This window comes from Nesterenkonia sedimenti, from assembly GCF_012641515.1.
GTDB classification, from domain to species: Bacteria; Actinomycetota; Actinomycetes; order Actinomycetales; family Micrococcaceae; genus Nesterenkonia; species Nesterenkonia sedimenti.
In genome coordinates, this window is sequence record NZ_JABAHY010000004.1 from 62,976 (window position 1) to 86,374 (window position 23,399).

The 23,399-nt window shown below is 61.5% G+C and carries 22 protein-coding genes and 2 pseudogenes; 15 read left to right on the forward strand and 9 right to left on the reverse strand.

Annotated elements, in window-relative coordinates; translation table 11 throughout:
• The first annotated feature begins 11 nt into the window (after nt 1-11).
• A complete protein-coding gene (locus tag HGQ17_RS05880; RefSeq protein ID WP_168887047.1) occupies nt 12-182 on the forward strand; it encodes a DUF3117 domain-containing protein in 171 nt (56 codons plus the stop codon).
• 9 nt (nt 183-191) lie between these two features.
• On the opposite strand, the gene HGQ17_RS05885 is transcribed toward HGQ17_RS05880, so the two are convergent.
• On the reverse strand, nt 192-839 hold the full coding sequence (locus HGQ17_RS05885) for an O-methyltransferase (RefSeq protein ID WP_168887048.1): 648 nt from the start codon (nt 837-839) through the stop codon (nt 192-194).
• A 221-nt stretch (nt 840-1,060) separates the two neighbouring features.
• Here HGQ17_RS05885 and HGQ17_RS05890 point away from each other — a divergent pair, with 221 nt between their 5' ends.
• The 7 genes from HGQ17_RS05890 (at nt 1,061) to HGQ17_RS05920 (ending at nt 7,320) form a co-directional block, all read left to right on the forward strand.
• A complete protein-coding gene (locus HGQ17_RS05890; protein ID WP_168887049.1) occupies nt 1,061-1,825 on the forward strand; it encodes a hypothetical protein in 765 nt (254 codons plus the stop codon).
• Nucleotides 1,826-1,951: 126 nt separating this feature from the next.
• Nucleotides 1,952-3,385, forward strand: a complete 1,434-nt coding sequence (hglS, locus tag HGQ17_RS05895; RefSeq protein ID WP_168887050.1) for a 2-oxoadipate dioxygenase/decarboxylase — start codon at nt 1,952-1,954, stop codon at nt 3,383-3,385.
• Nucleotides 3,386-3,536: 151 nt separating this feature from the next.
• Entirely contained in the window at nt 3,537-4,478 is a 942-nt protein-coding gene (locus HGQ17_RS05900) for an ornithine cyclodeaminase family protein (RefSeq protein WP_211090466.1), read from the forward strand.
• 2 nt (nt 4,479-4,480) lie between these two features.
• A complete protein-coding gene (locus HGQ17_RS05905) occupies nt 4,481-4,729 on the forward strand; it encodes a hypothetical protein (protein ID WP_168887051.1) in 249 nt (82 codons plus the stop codon).
• A 3-nt stretch (nt 4,730-4,732) separates the two neighbouring features.
• A complete protein-coding gene (locus tag HGQ17_RS05910) occupies nt 4,733-6,196 on the forward strand; it encodes a sodium:solute symporter family protein (protein ID WP_211090467.1) in 1,464 nt (487 codons plus the stop codon).
• 3 nt (nt 6,197-6,199) lie between these two features.
• Nucleotides 6,200-6,775: a hypothetical protein gene (locus tag HGQ17_RS05915; RefSeq protein ID WP_168887052.1), complete on the forward strand. Its 576-nt coding sequence runs from the start codon at nt 6,200-6,202 to the stop codon at nt 6,773-6,775.
• Nucleotides 6,776-6,816: 41 nt separating this feature from the next.
• A complete protein-coding gene (locus HGQ17_RS05920; RefSeq protein WP_168887053.1) occupies nt 6,817-7,320 on the forward strand; it encodes a Sec-independent protein translocase family protein in 504 nt (167 codons plus the stop codon).
• A 47-nt stretch (nt 7,321-7,367) separates the two neighbouring features.
• Here the strand turns inward: HGQ17_RS05920 and HGQ17_RS05925 are convergent, their stop codons facing one another.
• Nucleotides 7,368-8,132: a sulfite exporter TauE/SafE family protein gene (locus HGQ17_RS05925; protein WP_168887054.1), complete on the reverse strand. Its 765-nt coding sequence runs from the start codon at nt 8,130-8,132 to the stop codon at nt 7,368-7,370.
• A 115-nt stretch (nt 8,133-8,247) separates the two neighbouring features.
• On the opposite strand from HGQ17_RS05925, the gene HGQ17_RS05930 reads away from it, so the two are divergent.
• From HGQ17_RS05930 to amaB, 3 genes are all read left to right on the forward strand, one after another.
• Complete coding sequence (locus HGQ17_RS05930) at nt 8,248-8,931, forward strand: GntR family transcriptional regulator (protein WP_324615202.1); 684 nt, start codon at nt 8,248-8,250, stop codon at nt 8,929-8,931.
• 116 nt (nt 8,932-9,047) lie between these two features.
• Nucleotides 9,048-10,241 carry an NAD(P)/FAD-dependent oxidoreductase gene (locus tag HGQ17_RS05935; RefSeq protein WP_168887056.1) on the forward strand — a complete coding sequence of 398 codons (1,194 nt, stop codon included), beginning with the start codon at nt 9,048-9,050 and terminating at the stop codon, nt 10,239-10,241.
• Nucleotides 10,242-10,258: 17 nt separating this feature from the next.
• Nucleotides 10,259-11,767 carry an L-piperidine-6-carboxylate dehydrogenase gene (gene amaB, locus HGQ17_RS05940; RefSeq protein ID WP_168887057.1) on the forward strand — a complete coding sequence of 503 codons (1,509 nt, stop codon included), beginning with the start codon at nt 10,259-10,261 and terminating at the stop codon, nt 11,765-11,767.
• A 62-nt stretch (nt 11,768-11,829) separates the two neighbouring features.
• On the opposite strand, the gene HGQ17_RS15850 is transcribed toward amaB, so the two are convergent.
• Nucleotides 11,830-12,540: an IclR family transcriptional regulator gene (locus HGQ17_RS15850; RefSeq protein ID WP_168887169.1), complete on the reverse strand. Its 711-nt coding sequence runs from the start codon at nt 12,538-12,540 to the stop codon at nt 11,830-11,832.
• Here HGQ17_RS15850 and HGQ17_RS05950 point away from each other — a divergent pair.
• The 4 genes and pseudogenes from HGQ17_RS05950 to HGQ17_RS05965 form a co-directional block, all read left to right on the forward strand.
• Nucleotides 12,538-13,137 (forward strand): annotated as a pseudogene (locus tag HGQ17_RS05950) (IS30 family transposase); the annotation flags it as partial. The gene HGQ17_RS15850 and the pseudogene HGQ17_RS05950 overlap by 3 nt on opposite strands.
• A 147-nt stretch (nt 13,138-13,284) precedes the next feature.
• Nucleotides 13,285-15,165: a transglycosylase domain-containing protein gene (locus HGQ17_RS05955; RefSeq protein ID WP_168887058.1), complete on the forward strand. Its 1,881-nt coding sequence runs from the start codon at nt 13,285-13,287 to the stop codon at nt 15,163-15,165.
• A gap of 12 nt (nt 15,166-15,177) precedes the next feature.
• On the forward strand, nt 15,178-16,254 hold the full coding sequence (locus HGQ17_RS05960) for a heparan-alpha-glucosaminide N-acetyltransferase domain-containing protein (protein WP_168887059.1): 1,077 nt from the start codon (nt 15,178-15,180) through the stop codon (nt 16,252-16,254).
• A 2-nt stretch (nt 16,255-16,256) separates the two neighbouring features.
• Nucleotides 16,257-17,945: a gamma-glutamyltransferase gene (locus tag HGQ17_RS05965; protein ID WP_168887060.1), complete on the forward strand. Its 1,689-nt coding sequence runs from the start codon at nt 16,257-16,259 to the stop codon at nt 17,943-17,945.
• Between the two features lie 122 nt (nt 17,946-18,067).
• Here the strand turns inward: HGQ17_RS05965 and HGQ17_RS15000 are convergent, their stop codons facing one another.
• From HGQ17_RS15000 to ltrA, 6 genes and pseudogenes are all read right to left on the reverse strand, one after another.
• Nucleotides 18,068-18,376: a hypothetical protein gene (locus tag HGQ17_RS15000; protein WP_211090468.1), complete on the reverse strand. Its 309-nt coding sequence runs from the start codon at nt 18,374-18,376 to the stop codon at nt 18,068-18,070.
• An 85-nt stretch (nt 18,377-18,461) separates the two neighbouring features.
• Nucleotides 18,462-19,643 (reverse strand): serine hydrolase domain-containing protein, encoded by a 1,182-nt coding sequence (locus HGQ17_RS05975; protein ID WP_168887061.1) that lies wholly within the window; start codon nt 19,641-19,643, stop codon nt 18,462-18,464.
• A gap of 10 nt (nt 19,644-19,653) precedes the next feature.
• Nucleotides 19,654-20,613, reverse strand: a complete 960-nt coding sequence (locus tag HGQ17_RS05980) for an alpha/beta hydrolase (RefSeq protein ID WP_211090469.1) — start codon at nt 20,611-20,613, stop codon at nt 19,654-19,656.
• A 94-nt stretch (nt 20,614-20,707) separates the two neighbouring features.
• Entirely contained in the window at nt 20,708-20,920 is a 213-nt protein-coding gene (locus tag HGQ17_RS05985) for a hypothetical protein (protein WP_211090470.1), read from the reverse strand.
• Between the two features lie 19 nt (nt 20,921-20,939).
• A pseudogene (locus tag HGQ17_RS05990) lies at nt 20,940-21,431 on the reverse strand (IS3 family transposase); the annotation flags it as partial.
• Nucleotides 21,432-21,523: 92 nt separating this feature from the next.
• Nucleotides 21,524-22,891: a group II intron reverse transcriptase/maturase gene (gene ltrA / locus HGQ17_RS05995; protein ID WP_168887062.1), complete on the reverse strand. Its 1,368-nt coding sequence runs from the start codon at nt 22,889-22,891 to the stop codon at nt 21,524-21,526.
• Nucleotides 22,892-23,399 lie beyond the last annotated feature (508 nt).

A 23,399-nucleotide genomic window follows, 5' to 3' on the forward strand; every position in this document is an offset into this window, starting at 1 on the left:
ATGGACCCCCGATGGCTGCTATGAAACCGCGTACTGGCGACGGCCCGATGGAAGTCACCCAGGAAGGACGCAGCCTCATCATGCGCGTGCCGATCGACGGTGGGGGACGCCTGGTTCTTGAGATCAATAATGAAGAAGCTGAGGCACTGAAGACCTGCCTCATCGAAGCCGTCGGCGAGTAGCCGCCGGGCCTACTGTCGGGACTGTTTGACCGCCACCAGAACACCGGTACCGGTGGGCAGGAGTGAGGTGACAGTCCGCTGATCCTCACGCAGGCTGCGCTCCACAGCGCGCAGAGCCTGCACTTCAGGGTCCCGAACTGCCGGCTTGACCACGCGATCTCCGGCCAGAGCATCGCTGATCACCAAGATCCCCGCCGGCTTCAACAGGCGCAGGCCCTGCTGTGCGTAGAACTCCATCTCGTCGACCCCGGCGCCGATATGCACCAGATCGTAACCGGCAGTCGTCAGCCGGGGGAGCACCTCAGTTGCCTTGCCGGTGATCAGACGCGTCTTAGCAGCAGCAATGGGTTCACTGCGGAACAGCCTGCGCGCAATCGAGACCGCATCGGAGTCAGCATCGATCCCGGTCAGGACAGCATCTTTGGCCGCCCCTCGCAATAGCGCCGTCCCGGAGAGCCCAACCCCGGTGCCGATTTCAACAATCCCACGGGCCGGACCGATAGCAGCCAGGGTGGTCAACAGGGCCAAAGTTCCCTCAGAAGGGGAGGGCACTCCGAGATCTACGGCCGCCTGCCGCGCCTCTGCGAAAAGTTCATCCTCGGGAAGATGCTCCTCGGCATACGCCCAGCTAGCGTGTTTGGCGTTCTGAGCAGGCATGGCGAAGAGATCCCTTGAGACGATGGTCTACAAACAGTTGCGCCTCATCCTATATCCGCTCCCCGGGATGCCAGACCACACGGTGGGCTTCCCAGCAAAAATTAAGGATATTCACAGAAAAGGGGTCCAGAATAGCGGGGATGCCCGGCACGACTAGCAGTACCCACCGTCGCGCAAGGAGACCCGGACGAGTCCATCTCGGCTGGGTTTTCGGCGTTTTCGTGGCATCTGTAGCTGCAGTCACCTGTTTAGTTGTGGCCCTCGCCTGGTTCCTCGGCGGTCGGGCTGCCCCGAATGCCGCCAGCGTTCAGGAACTGCTTCCCCCTGAGCCGAGGCAGCACACCGATGCCGAAACCGCAGAAGATGCGGCCATGCTCTCGGCAGTACAGCCCTCGGCAGAGTCTGAAGAAGAGGACTATCTCGACAGGGGAGTGGCAGCAGTGCTGCCTGGAGCCATGCCGGGAGCCGAGATCAAGGAACTGCCGGTGGAGAATCTCAGCGACCTCAAATCCCTGGGCTGGGCAGTACCCTACCTCTCCCGCAACGGTTATGAGCACAGGTACATCGAGACCGGTTCGCTGGAGGGAATTCGCACCATCCAGGTTCATATGGCCGATGGCGAATACTTCATCAATGTCGCCGAAACCCGGGTCGAAGAGGACGGGGCGGAACTGGAACCCATTGAGGAGACACTGCATAACGTAGTCGACCTCCAGCATGTCCACGCCGAGGAGCTTGAGCTCAGCACCGGTCAGGAGGCGGTCCTATACTCCGCCGAGGATGCCCGGGTATGGACCACAGCCGTCGAGACCGGTTATGCCCAGTACGTCATCACCTCCAGCCAACCGGTGGAAACAGCCCCGGAGGTGACCTCATGGGTGATGGTCACGGACCGCTCCCGGGTCCAGCTCATGCCCTCCTCGCCTGGTCCTGCCGACCGACTTGAGCGCGGTTTCGACGAAATGCGCTCCTGGTTCAGCGACTGAACCCAAGAACCACGGCCACCACGCCTGCCCCCGATTCCCTGCTAGAGTCAGTTCTGTCATCTGGTAATCGATAACCGATAGCGCCGTGGGGCGAGGTGTCCAGGCGGCAGCTGCAAGGAGGCAGTGGTGAGTTTTCAACAGCTCTGGCAACTCAGGGCCCGGTTCGCATTGAGCCTTTCCGAGATGTATGGCACCGAAGTGCCCGCTTACAACACCCTGGTGGATGTCTCCACCGAGGTGAACCGCGATTTCCTCAAGGCCGAAGGCGCCGATGCTGAACGCTTGGGCAGCATCGAGCGAGTCACCGCCGAACGCCACGGTGCCATCCGAGTCGGCTCACCTGAGGAGATGTCCCAGGTCGCCCGAGTCTTCGCAGCATTCGGCATGTATCCGGTGGGCTTCTACGACCTGCGCGATGCGGCCAAATCCTCAGTCCCGGTGGTCTCAACGGCCTTCCGGCCCATCGATAAGGAGGAGCTGGCGAAGAACCCCTTCCGGGTTTTCACCTCCATGCTCGCCGCCGATGATCCCCGGTTCTTCGACGCGGATCTGCAGAAGCGGCTCCGGGAGTTCATCAATAACCGCACACTCTTCCCTCAGGAGCTGCTGGAGCTCGCCGATAAGGCCGCAGCCAATAAGGGGCTCGAGGATGCCGAGGCAGACCGCCTGCTTGAGATGGCAACTGCCTCCTTCGAACTCTCTGATGATCCTGTGGACTACGCCTGGTACAAGGAGCTTGAGGCGATATCCGCAGTCGCTGCCGATATCGGTGGGGTCACCAGTACCCATATCAACCACCTCACCCCACGGGTGCTGGACATCGATGACCTCTACCGCCGGATGGAAGAACGCGGCATCACCATGATCGATGAGGTGCAGGGGCCACCGGCCTGGGAAGGGCCCGATGTGCTGCTGCGCCAGACCTCCTTCCGGGCCCTGGATGAGAAACGAGTCTTCCGATTTGAAGACGGCACCGTCGGTCCCGGTGAGCTGCGCGTCCGCTTCGGAGAGGTCGAACAGCGCGGAATTGCGCTGACGCCGAAGGGACGGGACCTCTACGACAAGATGGTCGTCGAAACTGACTACAGGCTCTCTTCAGGACAGGGCAGTGTGCGCACAGAGGTGGCCCAGCAGGTCTGGGCCGAGAACTTGCCGCGGACAGAGAAGGAACTGGCCCTGGCGGGGTTGGGCTTCTTCACCTACACCGTCAACCAGCAGGCCTTGGCCAATGCAGGCGAGACCTACAGTGGCCGCAGGCTCACCCTTGCTGAGCTGATCGAGGCGGAGGTGGTCACCGCCCATCCGATCGTCTATGAAGACTTCCTGCCCCGCTCCGCCGCCGGTATCTTCCAGTCCAATCTCACCGATAAAGGGTCCCGCGATGATGCTCAGCAGGGCACCGACTACGACATCACTGTGATGTCCGAAATCGTAGGCCGGGAGGTCGCGGACCCCTATGCCCTCTACGAAGTCCAACAGAATGAATCCATTGCTCTGGTGGAAAAACAATTGGGCGCCACCATCACGCCATTGGAAACCCGTAACGCAGCTCTGACCTAAACCCCTGATCAGACGAGAGAAAAAGTACCTCCAGCTCAAAGTCTGGAGGTACTTTTTCTGTCATAAACCCTTTTCTGGAGACCAGCTGACTGCTAGAGTGCAATTTCACAGGCCGGCAGGTCATCGATAATCGACAGATTGAGGGGTTTATATGTCGTCAGAATCCGGTGCGCCGATGTGGATCGGTGCCGAGGAGGTCGCCGAGCTGATGCCGATGCGCGCAGCCGTCGATGCCTTAGAAGCCACTCTAGTGGCAGGATTCGACCCCGAGGACGACGGACAGCGCTCCCGGCTCGACACCCCCGCAGGACAGCTGCTTCAGATGCCATCGGCCACCACCGAATGGGTCGGCACCAAAGTGGTGACCCTTCGCCCGGGCAACGACAAAGCAGGAATCCCGGTCATTCAGGGCCTCTACCTGCTCTTCGACGGTGAACACCACACCCCGGTAGCAACCCTGGACGGCGCGGCACTGACGACCCTTCGCACACCGGCCACCACAGCCCTGGCCATCCGCCACACTGCAGCCCCTGATGCCAACCGAGCCGTCATCTTCGGCACCGGTGTCCAGGCACATGCCCATATCGAAGCCCTCCAAGCGGTTATGAACCTTGAACATATCGATGTGGTCGGCCGCAGTGCAGATAAAGCCCAGGCCGTAGTGGAGACCGCCCGCGCCAGGGGAGTCAGTGCAGAAGTTGCCGAGGCCGAGGCCGTTGCCGAGGCCGATGTCGTGGTCACCTGCACCGCCTCCCCAGAACCACTCTTCGACTCCAGTCTTCTGCCCGACCATGCCGCGGTAGCCGCCATCGGATCCCATGATGGCCAGCACCGCGAGACTGATACCGCCTTGGTGAAACGGGCACTGACCATTGTCGAGTCCCAGACCAGCGCGCAGAAGGAAGCCGGAGACCTCCTCATCCCCGCCGCAGCCGGAGACTTCGACTTCGCCTCAGCGATCACACTCAAAGACCTCGTCACCGGCAAAGTGAAGCTGCCGGCAGATACTCCCCGGTTCTTCAAAGGCACCGGTATGCCCTGGCAAGACCTATCCGTAGTGGCGGGGATCTACGCACTCAAGAGAGGGAAATAGGAATGTCGTCCACAGCAGAACCGGCAGAACATACTGCACGGCGTCGGCCTATCTGGACCGAACCCGGCATCATCCTGCTCACTGTGCTCCTGGTGATGTCAGCAGTGATCTTCACCTGGTGGCCCAAGGAGCCCCACCCCGGAGGTATCGCCCTGGTCGGCTGGCTGATGTTCGCCACCATGCCAGTCTCCATCGCGCTGACCGGCATTTATGTCATCTGGATGGAACGACGCGAGAAGGCGAGGGCATAAGCCATGGCTGAGAACATTCGCCTCACCGAAAGTCTCATCGTCGCGGTGTATCTGCTGGCGATGATCGGCATCGGTATCTACTTCTCCAAACGAGCCCAACGTTCAGAGGATCAGTACTGGACCGCGGGACGGAATATCAACAGCTTCGTCGGAGGTGTGGCACTCTTCGCCGCTCTGGCATCTGCCAGCTCCCTGATGGGCGCAGTCGGAGGTGGCGTCTCCCTGGGGCTGCCCTTCCTGATGACCTACGGCTTCGCAGCCACCGCCATCCTGCCTTTCGTGGTGTTCCTGGTCTCCGGCCAGATCCGCCGCACCGGAGTCCGGACACTGCCGGAGTACTTCAAAATCCGCTACAACAAGGCAGTGGCCGGGGTTGCCGCGGTTATCGTCGTCATCGCGATGACCTTCTATATGGTCCCGCAGCTGACCGCCTCAGGACTCATCGGTGGATACGTCTTGGGCTGGGAGTTCAACACCGCCGTCATCGTACTCGGCATCGGCTTCACCCTCTACGCTGCCCTGGGCGGGATGTGGGCGATCACCTATACCGACCTCATCCAGGGTCTGGTCATGGTCACCGGTTTGGCGATTGTTGCCACCGTGATCTGGGTCCAGCACGACGGCGCCTTCAACCTCATCGAAGAGGCACTGGCGGTAGATCCCGAACTCGGTGATATCAGCCAGCACTGGATGACCTACTTCGGCATCTTCCTGGCCTTCCTCTGGTTCGGCGTGATCTCCCCATCAGCGGTGATGCGTAACTTCGCCTCGAAATCCGCCAAGGTCGCACGCCGCTCGGCCTTCGTCGCAGCGATCCTGTATGCCTCAGTCTTCGTCTTCGGATTCATGATGGCTGCAGCCGGAGCCCGGATGGGCATCATTGGGGACTTGGACAACGCCGATATGGTCTTCCTGCACGTCATCGAGGCCTATCTGCCCCCACTGGTTGCAGGCATTCTTCTGGCGGCACTGATCTCAGCGATCATGTCCTCAGCCGATGCGATGCTGCTGGCCATCTCCGCAGGTGTCTCCCAGGACATCTATAAGGAATTCATCAACCCCGAGGCCCGGGAGAAGACCGTGGTGCGCCTGGGGCTGGTGGTGATGTTCGTAGCCGTCGGCGTCGGCATCGTCATCACCCTGGCCGAACCCGGGTTGATCGCAGTGATGGTCGGCTGGGTCGGCGGCGCACTGCTTTCGGCCTTCGGCTTCCCGATTGTGCTGGGCATCTGGTGGAAGCGAGCCAATGCAGCCGGTGCCATGGCCGGGATGCTCGGCGGTGGCATCACCTTCGTCATTCTGGTCTCCGGGGAGTACTTCGCCCTGGTAGCCGAACCGATTATCGCCGCCCCGGTCTCACTGGTCCTGATGATCACTGTCAGCCTCCTGACGGCCCCGCCACCACAGCACATCCAGGATCAGGTGGACCTCATGCACACCGATGTCCCCGACCGGGTGGAGGCATAACCTGTGGCCACACAACTGATCGGCGAGAAAGAGAAGCCGCTCAGCGATAAGGCCCTGATCGCCGGGGTGCGGAGGGGGCTGGGACCGATCCGTCGGTTCCGGGTCTCCTCCGCCCAGGCGGCCTCGGCCATCACCTCCAAGACGCTGATCCACCACCCCATGTGGCTGGCCAAGATCCTGACCTTCGCCGACCGGCCGCCCTTCCCACCCAAAGTGCGGCCAAATGTGGCCTTTGTAGATGCCGTCTCCGGCTACCGGGGAGTGATGGAAACTGTTCCACCACTGTGGGAGACCACCGACGACGACGCCTCGGCTCGCCAGATCAAACCCAAGATCACCACCGAGGAGAAGGCCAAACCCTATGTGCGGGCAGTCTTGGACAAAGTGGACCGCAGCTACATGATGAAGAAACCCCGGCACAGTATCGAGGAGCTGAACCTCGTGTATCTGCCGCTGTGGAAGGTCAAGCTGGCACTGCCCGGGGCCCCGGAGGAGATGGTCATCAATGCCAATACCGGGGAACCTGAGACCTATCTGGCCCGCCAATGGTCAAGCACATCCTGGCACACCCTGGACTGAACCGGTCCCAGCTGAGCCGACTGCACCATTAGAATCGTTCTGTGCCTGGCATCAACTTCTACGAGTTCTTCATACTCCTTGGTCTGGCCCTGGTTCTGCTGGGGCCCGAACGGTTGCCGCAGTACGCCCAGGCACTGGCCCGCTGGGTACGCAAAGCCCGCGTCTGGGCAGATGATGCAAAAGTCCGGTTCAAAGAAGAGACCGGCACTGACTTCGATGAGGTCGACTGGCAGAAATACGACCCCCGTCAGTATGACCCCCGGCGGATCATCCGCGAGGCGCTCGCCGATGAATACAACGAGGTGCGCTCCACGGCCAAGGATGTGCAGAAATCAGTGGATCCCCGGGAGCTCTTCGCCGGAACGGGGGCTAAGAAATCAGGGGCCCTGGCCGCTGGGGTCGCCGGTTCGGCAGCCACCACTGCCGCATCATCTGAGGATGGGGCAGCCGAGGGAGATGCTGAGACCTCCGAGGCCGAGGCAGCTGAACTGGATGTGGATCCGCTGGAGAACAATCCGACTCCCTACGACACCGAGGCCACCTAAAGCCGAAGGTTCTAGAAGAGATGGGCCGGCGTCGTCGTCGGCTGTACTCAGCCGCCCAGGAAGAGGCTGCGGATCCCCATTCCCAGCGCCAGAAGACCACCCAAGAGCGCGATGACGGTGACCACCCTGCGCATCCCGTTCTCATCCATATGCCGCTGGACCCATTCGCCGAAGTACATACCGACGATGATCATCACCACCGTGCCTGCCCAGGCCCACCAGGGCAGAGTCGGCAGCTGGCCGTCATCGAGGGCGAGTTTGGTGCAGAACGAGGTGGTGGCAGCCACCAGCCACAGCGGCTGGATAGTGGCGATCATGGACTGAATCCGCCAGCCGGAGAGCACTGTGTAGATCGCGATTGGGGGAGCCCCTACTCCCACCAGGACTGTTCCGGCCCCGACGGCTCCGCCGGTGGCCAGGCGGGTGACCGGCCCGTCGATGCGCATATTGATCCGGTGGATCACCAATGAGACCGCCAGTCCGAAGATCACCATCAGCCCGACCCCAAGGTAGAGATAGCCCTCATGGGCCCGGACTGAGAGCCAAGCGGCCGGCGGCATGATCAGCAGACAGGGCAGGGCCAGCCAGATCAGCCGGCGCCACTCGATCAGCCGCCAGGTCCGCCACATCACGAACAGGGGAGCGAAGATGGAAAGGAAATTCGAGAGCATCACGCCCTCATGTGCTCCGATGAGCAGGACCAGGAAGGGCGCCAGGACGAGGCCGAATCCGGAGCCGGAGACCCGCTGAATAACTGAGGTGGCGAACACCAATAACAGGATGATCAGCGGGATCAGAACCAGGCTGGACAACTGAGGCCTTTCGAACAGTGGAATTGCACTATCGGTCAGTCTACGCCTGGGGCAGTGGCCGCACAGTGGGCCGATGGCGGGTAGTAGACTGCTGAGGACCGTGGAGAGGACCGACGTGACGCAGCAGCCGTTGACCATCAACTCTGGCCCGGAGAAGGTATGGGCCAGTGGTTCGGTGACCCGTCAGACTCTAAAGGACTCCACTGAGGCGATGATCCGCCGGGCCCTGCTCAGCGGCCAGATGAAACCCGGTGAGATCTATTCGGCCAATGCGCTGGCCACCCAGTTGGGGATCTCGAACTCGCCCGCCCGCGAAGCCATGATGTCCCTGGTCGATAAGGGACTTCTGGAATTGGTGCGCAACCGTGGCTTCAGGGTCGTGGAGCTGACGGAGCAGGACAAACTGGAGGTCTATGAGCTGCGGATGCTCATCGAGGTCGAGGCAGTCCGCCGGGCCGCCCAGCGTGACCTGGCGGTGGACCAGCAGCAGAACCTGCGGGAGCTGGCTGCCAAAACAGTTGAAATCTCCACCCATGAGGACGTCTCGGAGTATTTGGAGCTCGACCAGACCTTCCACGCCAACCTTGTGGGGCTGGTGGGTAACACCCGATGGCTGAATGTAGTCAATACTCTGCGGGATCAATCCCGGGTCAACGGCTTCTATCTGTATCTGACCGAGAACAACGGGTTGGAACAGACCGCACATGAACATGTGGAGATCGCTGAGACGGTTATCACCGGCGAGGTGGAGAAAGCTGCGGAACTGATGATCCGCCACCTCGACTACGCCAAACCCTGACTGTTCTCCCTTCGGTCAGAGGGGCTCAGCTCAGGCTTGTAAATCCCTGCGTGATCTTGACAACAGAATAGCCATCCTCCAGAGTTGTCGATAACCAATAAGGGAGGATTCTGCTTGTGAATGACCGCACCGTCCCTTTGAGGCTGCCCACCGATGCCATCACGCAGCCCGAGGCCGCCGATGTGGTGATCATCGGTGGTGGAATTATGGGAACCTCCATCGCCTACCACCTGGCCAAAGCCGGAGTGCAGAACATCGTCCTGGTCGAACAGTTCGAACTCGGCAGCGGATCCTCGGCCAAACCACTGGGGGGAGTCCGGGCGAATTTCTCCGACCCAGGGAATATCCAACTGGGCCAGCGCTCCCTGGAGCGCTTTGCCAGTTTCGACCAAGACTTCAGCGTCGATATCGAACTCTCCCGTGTCGGCTACCTCTTTCTAGCCCGCACCCCCGAGCAACTGGCCGGAATGGAAGAAGCCACCGCCGCGCAGAACCGCCTGGGTGTGAGCTCTCGGATGATCAGCCCCGAGGAGGCAGGGCAGCTGAATCCTTATATCAACCCGGAGGCGCTGCTGGGCGCCTCCTTCTCCCCGGAGGACGGGCACGCCCATCCGGTCGCCGTCGTCCAGTGCTATGCCGCTGCAGCCGAAGACCTCGGCGTGACGATCCTGCCGCGGACCGAAGTGCTTGATATTGACCGAGCCGATAACGTCATCCGTTCGGTGACCACTAACCGTGGTCGAATCCGTGCCGAAGCAGTCATCTGCTGTGCTGGAGCCTGGAGCGGAGGAATCGGTGAGCTAGCCGGTGTTGAGCTTCCGGTGGTCCCGGTGCGCCGGATGATCGGGTTGACCCCGCAGACACCCACTGGTCACCCCACCGTGCCGTTTACTTTGGACCTGGGAACCACCTTCTACTTCCACAATTACCGCAATGGCCTCCTGCTAGGGATCTCACATCAACAGGAACCCGGACCCAACCGCGAGTACTCCAATGAGTGGTTGGCAGAGTTCAACGCGGCAGCCGAGATCTGCGCCCCGGGGCTTGCTACCCCGGAACTGGCCGCCGGATGGGCCGGGTTCTACGAGACAACACCGGACCACAACGCACTGATCGGCCAGGATTCGCAGGTTGCGGGATTCTTCTACGCCACCGGATTCTCCGGACACGGTTTCCTCCAAGGCCCAGCCGTGGGAGAACTGGTCGCAGACCTCTACTGTGGCAGGGAGTCCTTTATGGATCCCGCACAGTTCTCCGCCGAGCGGTTCAGCCGCAGCGAAGCGGTCCTGCACGAAGCCAACATCATCTAGAAAAGGAGCAGAACACCATGTCAGACCTCATCGAGCAGACTAAGGCCGCATTGGAAGCCTGTGGCGTCGACCTCGCCTCACTCAGCGGAGACCTCACCGCACGCAACCCCATCGACGGCAAGGACCTGCTCAACGTTCCCAAGCACAGTGGACACGATGTGGCCGAGGCCGTCGAGAAGGCAGAGGCTGCTTTCCCGGCATGGCGCGATACTCCCGCGCCGGTGCGTGGCCAGACCGTCAAGCGCTGGGGTGAGCTGCTGGCCGAGTACAAGAAGGACCTCGCCTTCCTGGTCCAGGTCGATGCCGGAAAGATCACCTCCGAGGCTGAGGGGGAGGTTCAGGAGATGATCGATATCTGCGAATTCGCCCTGGGCCAGTCCCGGATGCTCTACGGCAAGACCATGCCCTCCGAGCGGCCCGGCCACCGACTGATGGAGACCTGGCACCCCCTGGGCGTGGTCGGGATCATCACCGCGTTCAACTTCCCCGTGGCCCCCTACTCCTGGAATACCGCCAATGCCCTGGTGGCAGGCGACACTGTGGTGTGGAAGCCCTCGGAGATCGCAACGCTTTCTGCCCTGGCCACCGACGCCCTGCTGGCCCGGGCGGTCAAGGAGACCGGGGCTCCTGAAGGGATCCACCAGATCGTGCTCACTGACCGGGAAGGCGGTGAGGCGTTGGTGGATAACCCCAAGGTCAAACTGGTCTCTGCCACCGGTTCCACTCGGATGGGCCGTGAGGTCGGTCCCCGGGTGGCTCAGCGGTTCGGCAAATGCCTGCTGGAGCTCGGGGGTAACAACGCCGCCATCGTCAGCGATAAGGCTGATCTCGAGCTCACCCTGCGCGGTGCCGCTTTCTCCGCAGCAGGCACCGCCGGTCAGCGCTGCACGACTCTTCGCCGGCTGATCGTCCACGAATCTGTGGCCGACCAGCTGACCGAGAAGCTCGTGGCAGCCTATAAGACCCTGAGCATCGGGGATCCCCGTGAGGAGGGCATTCTGGTGGGTCCGCTGATTCACGAGGGCGCCTATGAGGGCATGCAGAAAGCACTGGCAGCTGCTAAGGACCAGGGCGGTGAGGTTCTGGTCGGCGGGTCTCGTGTATTGGAGGATGAGTACCCCGATGCCTTCTACGTGGAACCGGCCATTGTGAAGATGCCAGGTCAGACTGAGGTCGTCACGCAGGAGACTTTCGCGCCGATCCTCTATGTCCTGACCTACAAGACCCTGGATGAGGCCATTGAACTGCACAACAGTGTGCCCCAGGGGCTCTCCTCCTCGATCTTCACCGAGGATCAGCGGGAGGCCGAGTTGTTCCTTTCAGCTGCCGGCTCGGACTGCGGTATTGCCAATGTGAACATCGGCACCTCCGGAGCAGAGATCGGCGGTGCCTTCGGCGGGGAGAAAGAAACCGGCGGCGGCCGCGAATCCGGCTCTGATGCCTGGAAGGCCTATATGCGCCGGGCTACCAATACCGTGAACTACTCCGGTGAACTGCCCCTGGCCCAGGGCGTGGAGTTCATCTGATCTTCGACTGACCCAAATACCTTCGAGGTCGGTGAAGGCCCCGGATATCCTCCGGCAGGCTTTCACCGACCTCGTTTTTGCCACTGCGCATCGGAAGTTGGCCAAGGCCGTTCCGATGCCCCCAGAATCTGCGAGACTTCCCATGCTGCCTCAGCTATAAGCGGCCCGAGGACATGTGCTCGCTCAGTGCTCATTCGAATAGCTGGCACGGAAATGCTCAAGGCACCGATGGGCTGATGTGAATGATCAAACACAGGAGCCGCTACGCTGCGGATACCTGGCGTCCGTTCACCCAATGGGTGAGCCCATCCGCGACTGCGTGTTGCCGCGATATCTCGGAGCACCGCTTCTGAGGTAACCACCGTGGCAGAGGTGTCCGGGGGTAGTTCCTGATCTAACCACCACCGTTGTCGATCCTCGGAGAGGAAAGCCAAGATGGTGCGGCCTGGAGCACCATGGGGGAGCGGAAGCGGAATGCCGAATTCGGTATAGCTGCGCCGGAGGTCCTGATGGCTTTCGACTTGATCAATGACCGCGCGGTATCCGTTGGGCATCAGCTCATGCAATCCCACAGTCTCATTGACCTGGTCCCTCACGCGTGTCATGACCGGAAGGGCGGCTTCGCGAAGAGTCGTCGGCAGAGCGCCGTTTCTGGCTAGTTGCACAATCAGCGGACCCAGACTGTACCGATGGGCGGAATCTTGGTGAACTAGACCGTTTTCAGCCATTGCCCGCAATAAGCGATGAGTCGTACTGGTGGATAGCTCGGTCATGTTACCGAGGACGTCGTGCTCTCCGAACGGCCGGCAGAGGCCGATGATCGCGCAGTTCCGGGGCACTGGGAGGGCGATCTGATCATCGGCACAGGCCGGTCCGCGATCGGCACGCTCATCGAACGCTCCAGCCGCTCCACGCTACTGGTACACCTGCCCCGGCTGGAGGGATGGGGCAAGACCCCAGCAGTGAAGAACGGGGCCGCGCTCGGAGGATATGGCGCTGTCGCGATGAACGCAGCGCTGGCTTCATCGATCACGGCCCTGCCGATCCAGCTACGTAAAACGCTGACCTGGGATCGCGGGAAAGAGCTCTCCGGGCACGCGCAGTTCACTCTCAATACCGGTACGAAGGTGTTCTTCGCGGACCCGCACTCGCCTTGGCAGCGACCGACGAACGAGAATACCAATGGTCTGCTGCGGCAGTACTTCCCGAAGGGTACTGACCTGTCGCGGTGGTCGGCCGAAGATCTCGAGGCGGTGGCCCTCGCGCTCAACAACCGGCCCCGCAAGGTCCTCGGCTGGAGAACCCCGGCAGAGGTATTCACCGAGCAGCTACAATCGCTTCAACAACCCGGTGTTGCATCGACCAGTTGAATCCGCCCTCGGTGAGGGAGCTCATGATTCACGTAACATGAGGCACGATGTGATGAACCAGGTCGAGGGGAAGGGCCCATGATGTCCGGCGATGAGGTATCAACCGCCCAGCGAGGCCCCGAGGAGGCGGGCCCAGCCTTCAGCCTGATGGAGATCGAACCAGGGACGGCTGTTCTGTTCGGCGACGAGCCCTGTCCAGGGCTGGATCTCCAGCCCTTCGAATTGTTGGACTCGCGCACCCGTCAGCAGCTGAGCAATATCGGATCGGGGCCGACTGAGGGCGGGTCAACGATTACTCATCAGTACGTGAGTCTGATTCTGCTTAATGCTGACTATCTGGCCGGGGAAGAGGAACTGGTCATGGGTGGGACTACCACGGTGGCTGACAGGTTGAACGAGGCGCGGTTGGCCGTGGATCTGGAAGAGCAGATGTCTAAAGAGGAGATCCTTGCGGGGTATCTCAATATTGTGCTGCTAGGTCGGCAGAACTATGGGGTTGAAGCTGCTGCCCAGTTCTACTGGGGAATCCCGGCTAGTGAGTTGAACATTCAACAGTCGGCGACCCTTGCGGGGGTGGTCCAGGCCCCTAATTACTATGATCCGATTGGTAATCCGGAAGTGACAGTTGATCGGCGCAATACCGTGCTGGGGACGATGCTGCGCAACGGGTATATCAGCGAAGAAGAACACGCTGAGGCCGTTGAAGCTGACCTGGCTGTAGACCCTCAACCGGTACAGTCCGGCTGTATTGCCGCTGAGACTGCCCCGTACTTTTGTGACTATGTGCAGCGCCTGATCCTGGCCGATGAAACTTTCGGAGAGACCCTAGAGGAGCGTGAAGAGCTGCTGCTCCGTGGCGGCCTACGGATCACGACGACATTGGATCCTGATGCGCAGTCACAGGCTCAGCAACAGGTCAACGACACCGTCGAGCCCGGAGACTCCTCGGGCGCGGTGGCGACTTTGACGTCCTTAGACCCGGAGACCGGCGACATACTGGCCATGGCCCAGTCCACCCAATACAGCCCCGAAGATGATGAGGCTGCCGGGCTGACCACGATGAATTTCAACGTCGATGCCACCTATGGGGAGTCCGGTGGCTTCCCGGTGGGCTCGACCTTGAAGCCATTTGTGGCCGCCGCCTGGTTGGAAGAGGGAGGTTCGATGGATGATGTGGTTGATGCCAGCACCACCGACTACGACTACGGGGAGCCCTGGGAGGCAAGTTGTATGCCCGGCGGAGAGATCGAACTGCTGCCCGATGGGGACGCTGACGAGTCCGACAGTTGGTCGACCACCAATTCCATCGGTGGCATGACCCAAGATATGACCTTGGACTACGGCCTCTTCCACTCGGTGAACACTGCCACAGTGGCCACCGCCAATGACATGGACCTGTGCGCGATCACCACTCTGACCGAGCGGTTGGATATTCGCTCTGCCAGTTCCGGAAACCTGCTGACCCCTGATACCCCAGCATTCGTACTGGGCGGAATTGAGCTTTCACCGATGACCCTGGCCTCGGCTTACGCGACATTCGCCAACGAGGGTGTGCGCTGCGAGGAACGCGCACTTCTGGAAATCACCGATGCCCAGGGAAACGAATACCCGGTCCCTGAAACCGACTGCGAGCAGGTCATTGACGCCGATATCGCCGCTGAAGTCAACGACTCGATGATCAACATCGCCGAACAAGGTGCAGCCAATGGCAACCCGGCTTTCCCGATGGTGGGCAAGACCGGGACCTCCAATACTGGATCGAACACCTGGTTTGTGGGTTCCACTGAAGGCATGACCACTGCCGCCCATGTGGGCCGCTGGGAAGACATCGGGTCCCTCTGGGGTTCCACGGTCAACGGGCAGTACTACGAGGAGTTCTTCGGCTCCACACTGGCTGCTCCCATGTGGAATGACTACATGAACGCAGCCGCCGGTAACTATCCCACTGGTGACTTTCCCGAGGCTGAGGACTCACCCTTCGATGACCGCCGAAGCTCCCGCTACGGCTCATCAGATGCCACCGGATAGCTGATGCAACCAATGACACCTTCACTAAAGACCACCGCAGAGCAGAATTCTGCCGTGCGGCTGACCGGATTAGACGCCGCCCGAGCTCTGGCACTCTTCGGGATGATCATCGTCAACGTCGATGTCACCGCCCACCCGCAGGGCATCGAAGAATTGGTGGTCCGGCTATTCCATGGCCGAGCATCAATCCTGTTTATTGTGCTGGCCGGTATCGGATTCACGTTCCTGGCCCGCAGCAAGAAGGTCACAAGCGGGGGCATCTGGCCAACCGTGACATGGAGATCCGCCCTGCTACTTGCCCTGGGGCTGTCTTTGCAGCTGCTGCCCACAGCAGTCAATGTGATCCTCGCCCTCTACGCCGGACTCTTCCTGATCGGCGGATTGGTGGTGAGATGGTCCAGCAGGAGTTTGCTGACTGGGGCGGCCATGTTCCTTCTACTGGGCCCCGTGGTTTACATTCTGCTGAGAAGCAACACTGATCTGCCGACTACGTCCGCGAGTTTTGGACAGAGCCCAATGGAGGCTGCTGCCTCGGTGCTGTTGACCGGGCCGTATCCGCTGATCGTGTGGGCTGCACCGTTTATGTTCGGCATGTGGATCGGCCGGTTGAAACTGCACTTACCGAGCACAGCGTGGCGGCTGCTCTCCTGGGGCCTGGTCGCGGCAGGGGCCGGCATCCTGGCTTCTCGGACGCTGATGTGGGGCCTTGGCGAGCCGAACATTACTGAGATCGGATTTGATCACCTTGTGCTTTCGGCAGGACACTCTGAGATGCCGCTATGGCTCATCTCATCCACTGGCAGTGCGATAGCGGTGATCGGACTGATGCTGATCATCACCCCCAGACTCGGAGCATTTGCACATCCTCTGGTCATCACCGGCCAGTTGGCCCTGACCTGCTACGCATTACATTTGGTGGCGATCGCGGTGATCGTGCGCCCTGAAAGCCCAGACCCGAACCCTTCGATCCTGATCAGCCTGCTCATCATTATCGGACTCATCCTCCTCAGCCTCACCTGGGGAGCTCTCAAACTACGCGGCCCCTTGGAAACTTTGCTCAGGATCCCCTCGATATTCACTAGGAGATAGCCATGCACAGCAAAACACACCGACACCCATTCACGACAAGCGCTGCGATGTTGATCACCTCCGGAATTGTGGTAACCGCCTGCAGCACCGAGGAACCGACCCCGGAAGAACCCGCACCCACCTCAGCAGAGCCCTCCGCGACCGCAGCGGCCCCTGAAGACGAGGACCAAGAAGAGGTCGAAGAAGCCGCAGCAGTATTGGACCAGCAGGGCATCAGTGCGGGAAACCAGGAGGCGGTCGACGCCGCTGAAGAAATCTTTGCTCAAGGCGGCAACGCAGTTGACGCTGCTATTGCGGCAGCGTTCGCCGTCTCAGTGGCTGAACCGCTGTCCTCGGGAGTTGGCGGTGGCGGTTCGGTCATCATCGCTGAACCAGGACAGGAACCGGTATTCATTGACTACCGAGAGGTCGTCAACAGCTCAGGCGACATCCCCTCCAATCAGATCGGTGTCCCAGGTTTTGTCGCCGGAATGGGGCAACTACACGCTGACTACGGACAGCTGGAGTGGGCTGAACTGCTCGCCCCAGCCATCGGATTAGGAGAAGATGGGGTAGATGTCGCCCCCTATCTGGCCGAACGTATCGCCACCGGCAACGGTCCAGAGTATCTGGCCGGCAACGAGACCTTTAACCCCGGGGGAACACCCTTAAACGCCGGAGAAACCCTAGTCCAGCCGGAGCTGGCCCACACTCTGCAACAACTCGCCGATCAAGGATGGCAAGAGCTCTACACCGGAGACCTCGCCGAGTCATTGGCGGATCAGATCGACGGGGTCGACTCCCAGAGCCTGGAGAACTACGAGGTCGTCACCGATGTCCCAGTGCGCGGTGACCTCGGTGACTACCAAGTCGTTTCCGCAGCGCCAGCCCTGCCTGGGGCAGCCCTGATTCAGCTACTGCAGATCGCTGAAGCCGAAGGCATTGCGGAGATGCCAGCCGAGAGTCCGGAGTACGTCGATGCGCTCTCCCGGGCCTGGAACATCGCCGAAGACACCATCCAAACCCAACTCGGTGACCCTGCTTTCGTGGATGTGCCCGTCGAAGAGATTACTGATTCCGGGGTCAACGCCGAGATACAAGCCACCGGAGAAGACCAAGCGCCCCAGGCCGCCCCCGCCGCGCCAGAAGATTCCGCCGATCCGAACACCACACACATCTCCGTCGTCGACGAAGACGGGATCACAGTCTCGATGACCAATACGCTCACCGATTTCTGGGGGTCTGGAGAATTCGTCGATGGCTATTTCATGAATAACGCACTTTCACGCTTCGACACCGTGAACTCGGCCGCGAACCAGCCAGAACCAGGACGACGCAGTGTGACCTGGTCCAACCCGACCATGGTCTTCGATGATCAAGACCGGCCCGTGATGGCTATCGGAAGTCCCGGAGGCATCCAGCTGATCAACGCCCTGGCCACCGTCATCACACAATGGACACTGCACGAGGCTGACCTCCAAGAAGCGGTCAACACCACCCGATACCGCTCCGACGGGACCCTGCTCTACGCCGAAGAAGGCCAACTCTCCGACATCCAGGACGAACTGAACAGCCTCGGCTGGCAGATCGAAGACTGGCCCTCAACCAGCTTCGGCTCGGTCCAAGCACTGACCATCGACTACGAAAACGGCACCATCACAGGAGCAGACGACCCCCGCCGCGCCGGCACCCACACCGTCATCGACCACTAACTGACGCACCTCTAGCTTGGTAGCCGTTGTCTTCAGTACCGTCGGAGCAGCAATGAACTGAGCAGTGTCTAGGCTATCGCTCAGCACCATTCTCTTGCTCGACAACGGACTTACCCATCTGGTCAACCAACATCATCACACCCTGGGGTATATAGTGTGCGGCCACTTGCGGGGGGCTGATGCAGGGATAGGGCGGCCACCTCGGCGGGTCGGTCTCCTGGAATCGAGACTCCGCCTGAATCGACCCTCAGCTGCCTGCTCCCGTCCCCACTGCGAAAGCCGGCCGGGCAACCGGCCAGAGCCGCGGCCGCGGAGGCGAGGGCATGAGAATTGACCTCGCCGGCCATGAGTTCGTCGAAGCAGGCGATGACGCGCAGACCCAGGCTCGCCTCGGGATCGAGCTTGGCAATCCTGCCGAGCAGCTCCTGCACGTCACCACCTCCTCGTTCGTCCGTCGGTCGACGATTGGCAGTCCACGACTGTCGCCCGACGGTCGCGATTCGCCTCGGTCGCGAATCAGCCTTTCAGAGCATCGTAGACTGCCGTCTCCATCTCGAGGTACCCACCGACGGATTCGGGGTCGGCGAAGGGGAAGATCTGTGTGGCCCAGTACCCGCCGATCTTGTTCTGTCGGTCGAACCAGTAGTAGAGGTTGGCAAGACCCGCCCATGCGGCGGCGCCGGCCGGGCGTCCGGTCGGGGCGTCCTCCTCGTTGATCATGAACGTGTATCCCCAGGTCTTCGGCATGCCGGGGAAGAACTCAGCATCGTTGGACAAGCTCGGGATGACTCCGGGCAGCAGTTTCACCCGAAGATCGCCGAGGTGGTTCTGCGTGGCCATGTCCACCGTTTCGGGGCGGAGGACGACGGTTCCGTCGTCGGCTGCTCCGTCGTTGAGCCACATCCTGATGAACTTCAGGTAGTCATCGACGGTCGAGAAGAGTCCGTGGCCGCCCATCTCCACCTCCGGTTCGGGCAGCATGAAGTCGGTCGCCGCGAGTTCGCCGTCGGTGCGCTGGTGCATCGTGGCCTGCCGCTCCTGCATCGACGCGGTCGGACGGAAGGTGCTGTCGTCCATGCCCAGCGGTTCGAGGACTCTGGTGCGCATCGCCTCACCCAGAGTCTTTCCGGTGATGCCTTCGATGACCTGGCCGACCCAATCTATGTTCGACCCGTACTCCCACTGGGTGCCGGGATCGAACAGCAGCGGAGTCTCCAACGCCTTCCTGGTGGCGGTGACGATGCTCGGCTGGCCGTGTTCGCGGGCGAGCCGTTCGTACTTCTCGTTGAAGAAGTCATAGCCGAAGCCGGCGGTGTGCAGCAGCAGCTGTTTGGTGGTCGGGTCGCTGGAGGGTGCCCGGAGGATCGGTTCTCCACCGCCGTCGAAGCCGTCGATGACCTGCACGTCGGCCAGTCCTGGGGCATAGTCCTTCGCCGGGGCGTCGAGGTCGAGCTCTCCCGACTCCACCAGCTGCAGTGCCACGGTGCCGGTCAGGGCCTTCGTCGTGGAGAAGATCATGAACACGGAGTCCGTGGTCATCGGCTGTGGATCGTCGAGGGAGCGAACTCCTGCAGCAGTGAGACTGATGGTCTCCTTGTCGGTGGTCACTCCGGCGACGACGCCGGGGACGCCGCCGCTGTCGACCGTCTTCGTGGCCACGCGGACAACTGCGTCATTGACAGCTGTGTTCTCAGACATGATGTTCCTTTCAGTCGGCCAGGAGCTTCTCGATCCAGGCCATTCGGGTGCTGATCATTCCTTGCGCAAGGTGTGTATGGGCGGCGAAGATGTCGAAGGCGTGGAAGCCTCCGGGCCACACGTGCAGCTCCGCTTCGCTGCCGTCGTTCCAGAGGGCCGAGGCGTAGGCGACGGCTTCGTCCCGGAAGATCTCTGCCGAGCCCACGTCGATGTAGGCGGGCGGCAGATCGGTGAGGTCGTTGGCACGCGATGGTGCGATGTAGGGCGAGACCGCCTCGGTGCGGTAGTCACCGCCGAGCATCGCCTGCCATCCGGTTTCGTTGCTCACCCGATCCCAGACGCCGATGCCGTCGAACTGAAGGGTCGACGGTGTGATGCCTCGGTCGTCGAGCATCGGGTAGATGAGCAGTTGGCCCTTGAGCTGCGGTCCGTGCCGGTCGCGGGCCGCCAGCGCCATCCCGGCGGCCAGTCCCCCTCCGGAGCTGGCTCCGGCGACGATGAGTCGGGCGGGGTCGACGCCGAGGGTGTCCGCGTTCTCTGCCGTCCACAGGAGCGCGGCGTACATGTCCTCACGCGCATACGGGTCTTGGAACTCGGGTGCCAGGCGGTATTCGGGGCAGATGAGGATCGCACCGATTCTCTCGACCCAGTCGAGGTTGAGGCCGAGCGCGCTGAAGCGATCGCCGAACATCAATCCGCCGGAGTGGGCGTAGACGATCGTCGGTCGTCGTCCGGTGTCCCCGGATCGTCTGAAGACGGAGACGGTGATGTCCTCGCCGAGGTGACCCGGCACCTGATATTCGGAATGTTCGACCCGACGGCCGCTAAGAGTCTCCGCGAGCGGCTCCGAGGCGTACGAGACTCGCATGAAGTCGATGAGCGAAGGAGTGATGGTCGGCGGAAAGACTCCGCCGATGACGGACAGATTCGCGGCGAGCTCCGCGTCGAATCGTGACCGTCGTTGTGTCATGTCACCAAGTATGCCAACCTGTCGCCGAGCGCACTACCGCCAAGCCTTCGCGGTTTCGCCGCGTGGGCCCGACAGTTGTCGGGTGCGCCTCACTTCACCCGATGAACCCCATCACCGACTCTTTGACCTGGAGGATCGCCAAGAATCCGAAGAGTGCCAGGCACACGGTGAGCAGCAGATTCGACCACCACGTGTTGCGCAGACCGGTCGGCACGGATCCGCGGTTGAGGATGACGAGCAGGGCGAGCGCGAGCACCGGCAGGATGAAGGCACTGATCGCAACGTAGACAAGAAGGGACTGCCGCACCGATAGGTGACAGTTAAAGTCACGCCGCGAGAGCGACGCCAGTCTTCATGATTGCTTCGTACTCCACTGGGGTCAATCCCGACAGTCGCTTCTGCCGCCGGCGGCGGTGATAGGTCCGCTCGATCCAGGTTACGATCGCGATCCGCAGCTGATCCCGGGTCTGCCAGGACCGTCGATCCATGACGTTTTTCTGAAGCAGCGAGAAGAAGCTCTCCATCGCCGCATTGTCCCCCGCGGCGCCGACTCTGCCCATCGATCCGACCAGGTCATGCCGGTTCAGAGCACGCACCAGTTTCCGGGCTCGAAACTGCGATCCGCGATCGGTGTGGAACACGCACCCGGGCACATCACCGCGCCGGGTTACGGCGTTGTTGACTGCGTCCACAGCCAGACGGGCCTTCATCCGGTCACTGATCGAGTAGCCCACGATCCGGTTGGAGAAGACGTCCTTGACCGCGCACAGATACAGCTTGCCCTCAGCGGTGCGGTGCTCGGTGTAGGGGTCGGCCAGCAGCGCCCTGTCAGCCTTTGGGTTGGTGGGTTTCTGCTGGGCGCCCTCCGAACCGGACGTGCCCATTCCTGAGCATCCGGCTCTCCATGTGATCATGCCAAGGCACTCGTCCATGGTGTCAGGATACGAGTTCCGCGATACCGATAGCGGGCCACGGTGACCTGCTGGCATCGGAAGAACTCAACTCCTTGGTCGCGGATCTGCCAACCCGGCAGATGGCGACGCACCAGGGTGCGCATTCGCAGTTTCGGGTGTCGTTTCTTCAGCCAGCCAACGATCCGCCAGAAGGCGAAGTGGTCGAGGTAGCTGAAGAGGTGTTTCACGACTCCGTGCTGAAAGTATGTGCACCAGCCCCGCAGCGCCGGATTGAGCCGGCGTAGCAGGTCAGCGAGTGTTCGATGGGATGCCCGAGGGGTCAGCGTCCGCACCTTATCCTTGATAGAAGCTATCGACTTCCGTGACGGATAGGTATAGATCGCTCTCTTCCCGCCATGACCTCTGATCCGGCGGCGCTGGATGCGCCACCCGAGGAAGTCGAACCCGGTGTCCATGTGGGTAATCATCGTCTTCTCGACCGACAGGCGCAGACCCATCGGCGCGAGCACATTAGCGACTTCGTCCCAGAGCGTGTCGGCATCGGCGCGAGTCCCGCGGACGAGGACGACGAAGTCGTCCGCGTAGCGGACCAGTTTCATCGTCGCGCCCCCGGCGCGTTGATGCTTCGTGCGCGACCATTGCGGCCCGAGCGCGTCCCACTTGTGTTGGAAATGCTCGTCCACCACGGACAGGGCGATGTTCGCCAGCAGCGGCGAGAGGATCCCGCCTTGCGGGGTGCCGGTGTAGGTGTTCCTGTTCACGCCGTCCTCGCTGAGGACCCCCGCTCTCAGGAACCCGCGGATCAGTCGCAGCACACGCTTGTCGGTGATGCGACCGCGGACGCGCTGCATGAGCGCGCCGTGATCGATCTCGTCGAAGCACGCGGTGATGTCCGCTTCGAACACCTGCACGTAACCACCTGAGGCGTAGTAGTGGACCTCCGCGATCGCGTCCTGCGCCCGTCTGCGCGGCCGGAACCCATACGAGGACGGCACGAAGTCCGCCTCGAAAATCGGTTCCAGCACCAGCTTCAGGGAAGCTTGAACGATCCGGTCCATCATCGTCGGAATCCCCAACGACCGGACTTTGCCATTCGCTTTCGGGATCGACTTCTGACGCACTCGCTCCGGGACGAACTCACCTGCCTTCACGCTCTCGCGTAGCTCAGCGAGCATCCCGTGCACCTTCTGCGGCATCACGGATCGCGGTGCGATCCCATCGACTCCGGCGGTGCGGCCTCCCTTGTTGCCCTGCACCCGGGTCCACGCCGCAACGAGGAACCCGGGGTCATAGACCAGGTTGAACACATCATCGAAACGACGACCAGGATCGGTCATCGCCCATTGGTGCAGTTTCGTCTGCATCCTCAGTACTGGCGACCACGCCTGTGTTGAGTCGGCTGGCCACGAAACATCCGCATTCACGGCTGTATCTCCCTTACTGTTTCTCGATCCTGCGATCTCACTGGGCCTCTTCGCCGTGTGACCGGCTTTCCCGGCCTCGGACTACTACAGGCCCTCCGCCCCACCCCGACCCGATCAGCAGACCGTGTGCTCAGCCGTTGGCTTCGTCGCTGGCGGCGGCGACGCCTCTGGCGGGACCGGGATGGTTCCCACGTTCACTTTTCGAACCATTCGACGGGATCGGCACCCAGTTATGCCCCAGCATCCTCGCCACGGCTACGCCGCAGGCTTTCACCGTGGCCTCCCGACTGGCGACATCACCCAGCCCAGGAGTTCTCCCCACCGCCGAAGTAGTGAGGGTGCGCGATGCAACCCGACCCACATCCACCAGGTTGGAGTCGGTGGTCTTCAATTGAGGGGCTTTCAGCCACTGGTTCCTATCCGTATGCCTCTCCGTCTCGCTAGCCGA